General features: G+C 70.6%; 13 protein-coding genes. 9 read left to right on the top strand and 4 right to left on the bottom strand.

Annotation, left to right across the window (positions count from 1 at the left end; all coding sequences use genetic code 11):
- The first annotated feature begins 11 nt into the window (after window positions 1-11).
- Window positions 12-344: a hypothetical protein gene (locus ACSYGO_RS19865; RefSeq protein WP_426675499.1), complete on the top strand. Its 333-nt coding sequence runs from the start codon at window positions 12-14 to the stop codon at window positions 342-344.
- Window positions 345-476: 132 nt separating this feature from the next.
- Here ACSYGO_RS19865 and ACSYGO_RS19860 read toward each other — a convergent pair whose 3' ends face one another.
- Together ACSYGO_RS19860 and ACSYGO_RS19855 are read right to left on the bottom strand one after the other, a co-directional pair.
- Entirely contained in the window at window positions 477-1,061 is a 585-nt protein-coding gene (locus tag ACSYGO_RS19860) for an isochorismatase family protein (RefSeq protein ID WP_426675500.1), read from the bottom strand.
- A gap of 197 nt (window positions 1,062-1,258) precedes the next feature.
- On the bottom strand, window positions 1,259-2,587 hold the full coding sequence (locus ACSYGO_RS19855) for a nicotinate phosphoribosyltransferase (protein ID WP_435223970.1): 1,329 nt from the start codon (window positions 2,585-2,587) through the stop codon (window positions 1,259-1,261).
- 93 nt (window positions 2,588-2,680) lie between these two features.
- On the opposite strand from ACSYGO_RS19855, the gene clpS reads away from it, so the two are divergent.
- The 7 genes from clpS to ACSYGO_RS19820 all read left to right on the top strand — a co-directional run bounded on the left by clpS (window position 2,681) and on the right by ACSYGO_RS19820 (window position 7,538).
- Complete coding sequence (clpS, locus tag ACSYGO_RS19850; RefSeq protein ID WP_426675502.1) at window positions 2,681-2,998, top strand: ATP-dependent Clp protease adapter ClpS; 318 nt, start codon at window positions 2,681-2,683, stop codon at window positions 2,996-2,998.
- A 12-nt stretch (window positions 2,999-3,010) separates the two neighbouring features.
- Entirely contained in the window at window positions 3,011-3,616 is a 606-nt protein-coding gene (locus tag ACSYGO_RS19845) for a DUF2017 domain-containing protein (protein WP_426675503.1), read from the top strand.
- 330 nt (window positions 3,617-3,946) lie between these two features.
- Entirely contained in the window at window positions 3,947-5,398 is a 1,452-nt protein-coding gene (locus ACSYGO_RS19840; protein ID WP_460387169.1) for an amino acid permease, read from the top strand.
- A gap of 144 nt (window positions 5,399-5,542) precedes the next feature.
- Window positions 5,543-5,965, top strand: coding sequence for a M67 family metallopeptidase (locus tag ACSYGO_RS19835; protein ID WP_095934628.1), 423 nt, complete (start codon window positions 5,543-5,545; stop codon window positions 5,963-5,965).
- 79 nt (window positions 5,966-6,044) lie between these two features.
- A complete protein-coding gene (locus ACSYGO_RS19830; protein WP_323186695.1) occupies window positions 6,045-6,146 on the top strand; it encodes a putative leader peptide in 102 nt (33 codons plus the stop codon).
- Between the two features lie 145 nt (window positions 6,147-6,291).
- Window positions 6,292-6,570 carry a MoaD/ThiS family protein gene (locus ACSYGO_RS19825; protein ID WP_028804751.1) on the top strand — a complete coding sequence of 93 codons (279 nt, stop codon included), beginning with the start codon at window positions 6,292-6,294 and terminating at the stop codon, window positions 6,568-6,570.
- A 17-nt stretch (window positions 6,571-6,587) separates the two neighbouring features.
- A complete protein-coding gene (locus tag ACSYGO_RS19820; protein ID WP_426675505.1) occupies window positions 6,588-7,538 on the top strand; it encodes a PLP-dependent cysteine synthase family protein in 951 nt (316 codons plus the stop codon).
- A 467-nt stretch (window positions 7,539-8,005) separates the two neighbouring features.
- Here ACSYGO_RS19820 and ACSYGO_RS19815 read toward each other — a convergent pair whose 3' ends face one another.
- Window positions 8,006-8,464, bottom strand: a complete 459-nt coding sequence (locus tag ACSYGO_RS19815) for a type II toxin-antitoxin system PemK/MazF family toxin (protein ID WP_426675506.1) — start codon at window positions 8,462-8,464, stop codon at window positions 8,006-8,008.
- A 257-nt stretch (window positions 8,465-8,721) separates the two neighbouring features.
- Here ACSYGO_RS19815 and ACSYGO_RS19810 point away from each other — a divergent pair, with 257 nt between their 5' ends.
- A complete protein-coding gene (locus ACSYGO_RS19810) occupies window positions 8,722-9,474 on the top strand; it encodes an MBL fold metallo-hydrolase (RefSeq protein WP_345640934.1) in 753 nt (250 codons plus the stop codon).
- A gap of 90 nt (window positions 9,475-9,564) precedes the next feature.
- Here ACSYGO_RS19810 and ACSYGO_RS19805 read toward each other — a convergent pair whose 3' ends face one another.
- Window positions 9,565-10,830, bottom strand: coding sequence for a PTS transporter subunit EIIC (locus ACSYGO_RS19805; protein WP_426675507.1), 1,266 nt, complete (start codon window positions 10,828-10,830; stop codon window positions 9,565-9,567).
- Window positions 10,831-10,945: the final 115 nt, after the last annotated feature.

Below are 10,945 nucleotides of genomic sequence, written 5' to 3'. Positions count from 1 at the left end.
GGTGTGACTGCATGGCCGCAGGAGGTTTCTGCAAGCTGCCGAACGGCAGCGTGGTGGTGGCGCTGAACCTGCCCAGTCCGGCGGGCTCGGCGGGCGGCTGCGTGCGCGTCCTGGTGCTCGCCCAGAACCGGGCCCGCGCCCTGACCCGGCTGCGGAACCTGGGGCTGCGGGCGGTCTACCTCCGCGGCAACGCGGCCCCGCCCACTCCGGACGAGGTCACCGCCGTCCTGCACCATCCGGACGGCCTCATATGGCGGACCGCCCCCGACAACGGCGTCGAGCTCTCTCAGGAGCTGTGGCATCCCATCAGGGCCCTGCTCAGACGTCCGACACCCCAGTTGTGACCGTCCGCGATCGCGCACGACCATCCGTGAGCGGCCGTGAGCGGCCGGCCGCGGGCCGGTGCCGCGGGCGCGCGAGCGGCACGCCCGGACGACGCGGGCCGGACGACGTGGCCGGACGACGCGGTCGCGCGCCTAGACGACGGGCTTGCCGGTGAGCTCCACACCCGCGGCGCGCAGCTCCTCCAGCGCCCGCTCGGTGGTCTCCTCGGACACCCCGGCCGTGAGGGCGAGCAGCACCTGCGTGCGGAAGCCCGCGCGGGCGGCGTCCAGCGCGGTCGCCCGTACGCAGTGGTCGGTCGCGATGCCCACCACGTCGACCTCGTCGATCTCGCGGGCCCGCAGCCAGTCGGCCAGCGGGACGCCGTTCTCGTCGGCGCCCTCGAAACCGCTGTAGGCCGCCGCGTACGCGCCCTTGTCGAAGACGGCGTCGATCGCGCCGGAGGCGACGGCGGGGGCGAAGTTCGGGTGGAATCCCACGCCCTCCGTGCCGGCCACGCAGTGCGCGGGCCAGGAGTGCACGTAGTCGGGGTTGTCGGCGAAGTGGCCGCCGGGGGCGACATGGAGGTCACGGGTGGCGACGACATGCCGGTAGCCGGCGGGCGCCTGCCCGATCAGCTCCGTGATGGCGGCGGCCACGTCGGCGCCCCCGGCCACCGCGAGGCTGCCCCCCTCGCAGAAGTCGTTCTGCACGTCTACGACGATCAAGGCGCGGCGCATGGTCGGTGTCCTTCGACGGTGGGATGCGACGGGAGGGTGCGGGCCCGGCCGTTGAACTACCGAGCCTAGAGACTTCGGGTGCGGTACGGGAGAGGGCAAACGGTTTCCGCGCGGTGCGCAGGCATGCTGCCGTTGCATTCCCGCTCACCGGAGGTTCATGCGCCGGGCCCCTCCCGCCGTATCCGGCTCCCGGTGTCTCAGAGGTACTCCGTGGGGAGGACCGGCTCGCCGCGCGAGAGCTGGGTCGCCGACAGCGGGAGGTCGGCGCGGGCGGCGGAGTGCCGGTCGCGTACGACGTCCAGGGGCTCGCGGGCGAGGACCTGGCCGCCCTTGACCAGCTCGACCAGGAGCAGTCGGTCGGCCAGCTCGTCGGGCACCGGCCCGGTGCCGATCACCTCGGCCTCCGCGGCCCCGCGGTCGTCGAGGCGCCGCGCGGCCCACTTGCGGCCGCCGATGGACGTCTTCCCGCCCCTCGACCGCTTGGCGACCGGCTCCAGCGGGGCCCTCGGGTCCGTCGACCCGGCGCGGGCGACCAGCTTGTAGACCATCGAGCAGGTGGGGTGGCCGGACCCCGTGACCAGCTGGGTGCCGACGCCGTACGCGTCCACCGGCGCCGCCGCCAGCGAGGCGATCGCGTACTCGTCCAGGTCCGAGGTCACGACGATCTTCGTCGTGGTCGCGCCCAGCTCGTCCAGCTGCTGCCGCACCCGGTGCGCGACGAGCAGCAGGTCGCCGGAGTCGATGCGCACGGCGCCGAGGTCGGTCCCTGCGACCTCCACGGCCGTGCGGACCGCTTCGGCGACGTCATAGGTGTCCACGAGCAGGGTCGTGCCCCGGCCGAGCGAGTCCACCTGCGCCTGGAAGGCGTCGCGCTCCCGGTCGTGCAGCAGGGTGAAGGCGTGCGCGGACGTGCCCACCGTGGGGATCCCGTAGCGGAACCCGGCGGCCAGGTCGGAGGTGGTCGCGAAGCCGCCGATGTACGCGGCCCGCGAGGCGGCCACGGCGGCGAGCTCGTGGGTGCGCCGGGCGCCCATCTCGATCAGCGGCCGGTCACCGGCGGCGGAGGTCATCCGGGAGGCGGCCGCGGCGATCGCCGAGTCGTGGTTGAGGATCGAGAGGATCACCGTCTCCAGGAGCACGCACTCCGCGAAGGAGCCCTCGACGCGCAGGATCGGCGAGCCCGGGAAGTACACCTCGCCCTCGGGGTAGCCCCAGATGTCCCCGCTGAAGCGGTAGGAGGCGAGCCACTCCAGGGTCGGCTCGTCGACGATCCCGCGCTCGCGCAGGAAGCCGAGGACGTTCTCGTCGAAGCGGAAGTTCTCGACGGCGTCGAGGACGCGTCCGGTGCCCGCCACCACTCCGTACCGGCGCCCTTCGGGCAGCCGGCGCGTGAAGACCTCGAAGACCGAGCGGCGCTCGGCGGTCCCCGCCGCGAGCGCGGCCCGCAGCATCGTCAGCTCGTACTGGTCCGTGAAGAGCGCTGTCGAGGGGACATCCACCGGCAGCCCGAGGTCCGCTGTGTTCATGGACGGGATCGTACCCCCATTTCGTCACTCTGACGATTTAGGGCCCCCGTTTAGAGGGGCCCATTTGTGCGGGCCCCCCTCTCTGGTGGCAGCATGGGCGATGTGACGGCTCCCGCACCCCTAGAGATCGAAAAGACCGAATCGGCCGAGGAGGTCTTCGCCGTACCCGAGCCGGACGTCCCCTGGGTCACGATCGTCCACAACGACCCGGTCAACCTGATGAGCTATGTGACGTATGTCTTCCAGGCGTACTTCGGCTACAGCAAGGACAAGGCCACCAAGCTCATGCTCGACGTCCATCACAAGGGCCGGGCCGTCGTCTCCAGCGGCACGCGCGAGGAGATGGAACGCGACGTTCAGGCCATGCACGGCTACGGTCTGTGGGCCACCCTTCAGCAGGACCGGAAGTAGCGAACTCACTCCATGCCTGGACACTTCGAACCGCTCCCCGGCGGCGGCGCGGCCGTCGCGCTCGACGAGGTCGAGATCTCCATCATCCGCTCCCTCGCCGTACAGCTCCTGGAGCTCATCGGTCCGGGCCCCGCGGAGAGCGCCCCCGACGACCCGCTCGCCGAGCTGTTCGCGGAGGGCCCCAGTGAGCCGCCCAGCGACCCCGTGCTGCAGCGCCTGTTCCCCGACGCGTACAGCGGCCCCGGCGTCGAGGCGGCCACGCCCGAGGAGGCCGAGGAGCAGCGCGCCCACTCCGCGGAGTTCCGCCGCTTCACCGAGAACGACCTGCGCGCGGCCAAGCGGGAGAACGCCCTCGCGGTGATCCGCTCCCTGGACGCGCTCACCCCCGGCGGGGACGGCGCCGCCGTCCTCGAGCTGTCCCCCGACGAGTCCCAGTCGTGGCTGCGCGCCCTGAACGATCTGCGCCTCGCGATCGGCTCCCGGCTCGACGTCACCGACGAGGACGACACCGACCACCTCTACCGGCTCCCGGACGAGGACCCGCGCAAGCCGATGGTGATGGCCTACCTCTGGCTGGGCGGCCTCCAGGAGACCCTCGTGACCACCCTTATGCCCTGACCTGTCAGGACAAATCACCCCCTGATGTTCGCTCAACGGACGCTCAAATCCGAATAACGATCGCGTCACCACTCCGGCCCGCAATGCGGGCCGGAGTCCTTCTTTGTCCGGTTCTTCCTGTGGCGTGCCGCACACCGGCCGCCGCCGATCACTGTTGCCGCCGTGATAAATCTTCACGACCGCCCGGCGGACACCACCCATGTCCCGCCGGGTGCGCCACCGAGCCGGCGGATCGCCGGCCAGGCACAAAGCTCCACCATCCGGGGGGATCGGGACCCGATCCGAAGCCAAGGGACTGGCTCGGGTCGGCATGGAGAAAGGCGCACCAACATGACCTCATCGCAGGTCGACAAGCAGTACGACGGCAGTGAGGCCGTGGGCGGCGACACCCCCGAAGAGGGGTACGAGCGCGGGCTCGGCAGCCGTCAGGTCCAGATGATCGCGATCGGCGGCGCCATCGGCGTCGGTCTGTTCCTGGGAGCCGGGGCGAACATCGCCAAGGCCGGACCCAGCCTCATCCTGATGTACGCCCTCGCCGGCGTCATCATCTTCTTCATCATGCGGGCGCTCGGCGAGCTCCTGCTCTACCGCCCGGTGTCGGGCTCCTTCGCGGAGTACTCCCGCGAGTTCCTCGGCCCGTTCTTCGGCTACTTCACCGGCTGGACGTACTGGCTGATGTGGGTGGTGACCGGCATGGCCGAGCTGACGGCCGCCGCGATCTACGTCCACTACTGGTTCCCGTCCGTCCCGCAATGGGTGACGGCCCTGGTCTTCCTGGTCGTCCTGTTCGTGGCCAACCTGATCTCGGTGAAGCTGTTCGGCGAGATCGAGTTCTGGTTCTCGATGGTCAAGGTCACCGCGCTCATCGGCATGATCGTGATCGGCCTCGGCGTGCTCACCTTCGGCTTCAGCGCCGCCGGTGACACCGCGACGGTCTCCAACCTCTGGCAGTTCGACGGCTTCTTCCCCAAGGGCATCGGCTCCTCCCTGATGACCCTCCAGGGCGTCATGTTCGCCTACCTCGCCGTCGAGCTCGTCGGCGTCACCGCGGGCGAGTCCGAGAACCCCGAGAAGACCCTCCCGAAGGCCATCAACACCCTGCCCTGGCGCATCGCCCTCTTCTACGTCGGTGCCCTCACCGTCATCCTCTGCGTCGTGAAGTGGACCGAGTTCGCGGAGGGCGTCAGCCCCTTCGTGAAGGCGTTCGCGATGATCGGCATCCCGGCCGGCGCCGGCATCGTCAACTTCGTGGTGCTCACCGCGGCCCTGTCCTCCTGCAACTCGGGCATGTACTCCACGGGCCGCATGCTGCGCACCCTCGCGGACAACGGCGAGGCCCCGAAGGTCTTCAACAAGCTCTCCTCGACGAAGACCCCGGCGATCGGCATCACCGTCTCGATGCTCTTCATGGGCATCGGCGTGGTCCTGAACTACATCGTCCCGGAGAAGGCCTTCGGCTACGTCACCTCCGTCGCCACCGCGGCCGGCATCTGGACCTGGCTGATGATCCTGATCAGCCACATCCTGTACCGCCGCGCGGTCGACGCCGGACGCCTGCCCGCGTCCTCCTTCCCCGCCCCGGGCGGTGCGAAGTGCAGCTGGATCGCGGTCGTGTTCCTGCTCTTCGTCACCGGACTGATCGCGTACGACGCCGACTCCCGCGTCTGCCTCTACGTGATGGCCGGCTGGGCCATCGCCCTCGGTATCGGCTGGGCGGTCCTCAAGGCACGGAACCCGCAGGTCGCCGAGCGCCGCGAGCCGGAGCTCGAGAAGGTCGGCTGAGCCGCGCCCTCCAGGCCCTGAGGGCCGCGCGGGCGGACCCGGCAGGGCCCCGCGGCCAGGCCCTCCAGGCCTGAACGCTCACCATGTGGGCCGTCCCGTACCACCCTTCGGTACGGGGCGGCCCTTCTGCTTATCCTGACCAGCATGCTGACCATCACCCAGGCCCTCGTCGACCAGATCGTCGCGCACGCGCGGCAGGACCACCCGGACGAGGCGTGCGGCGTCGTCGCCGGCCCGGCGGGCACCGGCCGCCCCGAGCGGTTCATCCCGATGCTCAACGCCGCCCGCTCGCCCACCTTCTACGAGTTCGACTCCGGCGACCTGCTGAAGCTCTACCGCGAGATGGACGACCGCGACGAGGAGCCGGTCGTCATCTACCACTCGCACACGGCCACCGAGGCCTACCCGTCCCGCACGGACATCTCGTACGCGAACGAGCCCGGAGCCCACTACGTGCTCGTCTCGACCGCCGACGCGGACGACGCCGGACCCTTCCAGTTCCGCTCCTACCGGATCGTGGAGGGCGAGGTGACGGAGGAGGAGGTCACCGTCGTGGAGTCCTACTGATCTCACCTGGCGGCCGAAAAGCGTCCGGAATATGAGATCACATTCCGGGACCCGGACCGGGAATCGATACGATGAGCCCATGGTTTCCCCTGACGTGAGCGACAAGACGCCGGGCATGCTGCTCGTGGCGCGGCTGCACGTCGACCTGTGCAGGCTGCAGAGCGCCATCTGTACGCGCTGACCTGCCGCCGTACGGCCGTGAGCCGCGGCTCCGCACGCCACGTGCCCCTTGCTTCGCCCCCGTAGCGCGCCTTCCCCCGAGCTCCCGGCCCCGCCGGAGCAGGGGGCGCACCGACCCTGACTACTTCCGACAGGAGCCCGCAACCATGGCCATCGAGGTCCGCATCCCCACCATCCTCCGCACCTACACCGACGGCCAGAAGGCCGTCGAGGGGACCGGGGACACCCTCGCCGAGCTGTTCGCCGACCTCGAGACCCGGCACACGGGCATCCAGGCCCGCATCGTCGACGAGGGCAAGCTGCGCCGCTTCGTCAACGTCTACCTGAACGACGAAGACGTCCGCTTCCTCGACAGCATCAACACCAAGCTGTCCGACGGCGACACCGTGACGATCCTGCCGGCCGTCGCCGGCGGCATGGCCTGATAGGCCGCTGATCCCACATGCGCTACGACTCCCCGCTCGCCGCGGTGGGCAACACCCCTCTGGTGCGCCTGCCGCGGCTGTCGCCGTCCGCGGACGTCCGGATCTGGGCCAAGCTGGAGGACCGCAACCCGACCGGCTCGGTCAAGGACCGCCCCGCCCTGCACATGATCGAACAGGCGGAGAAGGACGGCCGGTTGACTCCCGGCTGCACGATCCTGGAGCCGACGAGCGGCAACACCGGCATCTCGCTGGCCATGGCGGCCAAGCTCAAGGGCTACCGCATGGTGTGCGTCATGCCCGAGAACACCTCCCAGGAGCGCCGTGACCTGCTCGGCATGTGGGGCGCGGAGATCGTCTCCAGCCCGGCCGCCGGGGGCTCCAACACCGCCGTCCGCGTCGCCAAGGAACTGTCGGCCGAACACCCCGACTGGGTGATGCTCTACCAGTACGGCAACCCGGACAACGCCGGGGCGCACTACGCGACGACCGGTCCGGAGATCCTCGCTGACCTCCCCTCCATCACGCACTTCGTGGCGGGCCTCGGCACCACCGGCACCCTCATGGGCGTCGGGCGCTACCTGCGCGAGCACAAGCCCGACGTCAGGATCGTCGCCGCGGAACCCCGCTACGACGACCTGGTCTACGGCCTGCGCAACCTCGACGAGGGCTTCGTGCCCGAGCTGTACGACGCTTCGGTCCTCACGAGCCGCTTCTCGGTCGGCTCGGCGGACGCGGTCACCCGCACCCGGGAACTGCTCCAGCAGGAGGGCATCTTCGCGGGCGTCTCCACCGGCGCGGCACTGCACGCCGCGATCGGCGTCGGCAACAAGGCGCTGAAGGCGGGCGAGTCCGCCGACATCGTCTTCGTCGTGGCCGACGGCGGCTGGAAGTACCTCTCCACCGGCGTCTACACGGCGGCCACCACGGAGGAAGCGATCGAGACGCTCCAGGGCCAGCTCTGGGCGTGACGCGCCCACCGGACGGGTCCACGGACCCGTCCGGTCCGCCCACGCGGGCGAGCGCCTGGCCCTTCGGTCCGCCCACCCGCGCGACTGCCGGCCGGCCCGGTCCGCCGACAGGGGGAGGAGCGCCCGCCGCCGTCTCGGGACAGCCCCGTCGGGACGGCCCCGGCCCTGACACCGGGCACTCGCTGCCCGGCTCGCCGTGCGCGGGCAACCATTGCATCGGCCGGCCGCACGCGGGCGACCACTGTCTCGGCCCGCGGTGCGCGTGCAATCACCCGCCTCGGTTCGGCGAGCGTGGGCACCCACCGCCTCGGTTTGCGGTGCGCGGGCGACCGCTGACGCGGCCTGCGGTGCGCGGGCAATCACCGTCTCGGTTCTGCGCGCGGGGCGGCCACCGCCCCGGGGCGCCGTGACCGCCTGCCCGCCGGATGCCCCGCGCCGGGGCCCGCCGCGTGCGGGCGGCCGCCGGGTCAGCCCGCCAGGTAGCGCACCTGGTCCCACAGCACGGGATCCATGACGCCCACCTTCCGGCGGAAGTCCCACACCGGCACGTCCCGCAGCTCGTCCGTCTCCAGGAAGCTCGGCCGTCCATGGGCGTCGCCCACGGCACCCGGCGGCAGCGGGATCACTCCGGCCCGCTCGTCGTGGTACCTGCTGGTGATCTTCGCGACGACCGCCCGGTCCCCGCGTACGACGAGCACCAGGCACGGCCGGTCCTTCGCCCCCGGGGTGTCCTCGAAGGGGACGTTCGCCCACCAGATCTCCGCCGGCCGGGGCCGCGGCGCTCCGCGCTTGCGGCCCGAGGGGCGCCCGGGCGGGCGCGTTCGCGCGGCCGGCCGGCGCCCGCGGCGCCCCCAGCCGTCCACCAGCGTCGCGACCAGCGCGAGCAGCACCACGGCCGCGAGCGCGAGCCACCAGGACGTGTCCATAGCAACGAAGGTACCGGCGCGCATCCCAGCGCGCTCCCCGCCGCGAACACATGGCGTCGCACGCTCGTCCCGACGTCCACCGAAACGGTGACACCACAGGTGAGTTCGCCCACAACGGCCCCTGGCGGAGGAGCGACCGGCCCTTTTGCGCCTTACGCTCGACGGACCGCACGACCCCCGTTCCCGTACCCGCTCCGAGTATCTGCATATCGCATCTACTCTCTGCACTTCCTGCCAGCGCGGAGGTTCCAGCTCTTATGAAGCTCACCGTCGTCGGCTGCTCGGGGTCGTTCCCGTCCGCGGAATCGGCCTGTTCGAGCTACCTCGTCGAGGCCGACGGCTTCAGGCTGCTTCTCGACATGGGCAATGGTGCCCTCGGCGAGCTGCAGCGCCACTGCGGTCTCTACGACCTCGACGCGATCTTCCTCAGCCATCTGCACGCCGACCACTGCATCGACATGTGCGCGTACTTCGTCGCACGCTACTACCGCCACGACGGCGGTCGCTGCGAGCCCATCCCGGTCTACGGCCCCGAGGGCACCGAGCAGCGGCTCACCACGGCCTACGCCGACACGCCGTCCGCCTCCTCGATGAGCGAGGTCTTCGACTTCCACACGGTCAAGCCGGGCACGTTCGACGTCGGCCCGTTCACCGTGCACACCGAGCGGGTCCGCCACCCCGTGGAGGCCTACGGCATCCGCGTGGAGCACGGCGGAAAGTCACTGACGTACTCCGGGGACACCGGGGTGACCGAGGCGCTGGACGAACTGGCCCGCGACACGGACCTGTTCCTGTGCGAGGCCGCGTTCACCCACGGCAAGGAGGACATCCCCGACCTCCACCTCAACGGCCGTGAGGCGGGCGAGACCGCGACCCGCGCCGGCGCCCGCCGCCTCGTGCTCACGCACATCCCGCCGTGGACGGACCCGCGGACCAACCTCGCGGACGCCCGCGCCGTCTACGCGGGCCCGGTGGACCTGGCGGCGCCCCGGGTGTCGTACGAGATCTAGCGCCGGACGCGGCCGCCCGCGGCCCGCACGCACGACAAGGCCCCCGGAACCGACCGGTTCCGGGGGCCTCCTCGTGCGTGGGCGGTGCCGTTACTTGGCCTCGGCCTTCTGGAGCTCCGCGAGCTCCTCGTCGGACTCGCGGCCCGGCGTCGGCAGGTTGAACTTGGTGATCGCGAAGCGGAAGACGACGTAGTAGACCGCGGCGAAGCACAGGCCCACCAGGACCAGGCCCCACGGGTTGGTCGCGATGCCGAGGTTCAGGCCGAAGTCGACCGCGCCGGCCGAGAAGCCGAAGCCGTCCTTCATGCCGAGCGCCCAGGTCAGCGCCATCGAGACACCGGTGAGGACCGCGTGGATCGCGTACAGGACCGGCGCGATGAACATGAACGTGAACTCGATGGGCTCGGTGACACCCGTGACGAAGGAGGTCAGGGCGAGCGAGAACATCATGCCGCCGACGACCTTGCGGCGCTCGGGACGGGCGCAGTGCACGATCGCGAGGCAGGCGGCCGGGAGCGCGAACATCATGATCGGGAAGAAGCCGGTCATGAACTGTCCGGCGGTCGGGTCACCGGCCAGGAAGCGCCCGATGTCACCGCTCTTGCCGTGGTACTCGCCCGCCTGGAACCACGGGAACGAGTTCAGCAGGTGGTGCATGCCGATCGGGATGAGCGCGCGGTTGGCGACACCGAAGATGCCCGCGCCGACGGCGCCCGAACCGACCAGCCACTCACCGAAGTTGTGCAGCCCCGTGCCGAGGACCGGCCAGATGTAGCCGAAGACGACGCCGATGAGCAGGCCCGCGAACGCGGAGAGGATCGGCACCAGTCGGCGGCCGCCGAAGAAGCCCGCCCAGTCGGGCAGCTTCGTGCGGTAGAAGCGCTGGTAGAGCAGGGCGACGACGATGCCCATCACCACGCCGCCGAGGACCTTGGCGTCCACCGGTGCGTCGACCATGACCACCTTGCCGTCGACGGCCGTGGCCACCTTCGGCAGGTTCTTGTCGGAGAACGTCGCCAGTACGTTCTTGAAGACCAGGTAGCCGACCACGGCCGCGAGCGCCGTCGAACCGTCCGACTTCTTCGCGAAGCCGATCGCGATGCCCACGGCGAACAGCAGCGCCATGTTGTCGAGGATCGCGTTGCCACCGGCCGTCATGAACCCGGCGATCTTGGTGAGGAACGTGGGGAACGATTCGCGTCCCAGCATGTCGGGGTTGCCGAGGCGCACCAGCAGCGCGGCGGCGGGCAGGGTGGCGACCGGCAGCATCAGGCTTCGGCCGATGCGCTGCAGAACAGCCATCGCGCCGGCGCCCTTCTTCTTCTCGGCCGCGGGAGCGGCGCTGGCCGTGGACACAGGTTCCTCCAGTGAACATGGCGCCGCCCGGGGACAAGGGGTGGGGACGGCGTGGTCTACACCACTCAGTGGTGTAGACCTGTTGTAGCACGGTGAAGGCTGGATAAGGAACCCG

This window comes from Streptomyces krungchingensis, assembly GCF_054729265.1.
Note: the sequence above shows the minus strand (reverse complement) of the source record. Positions and strands in the feature narration are given on the sequence as shown.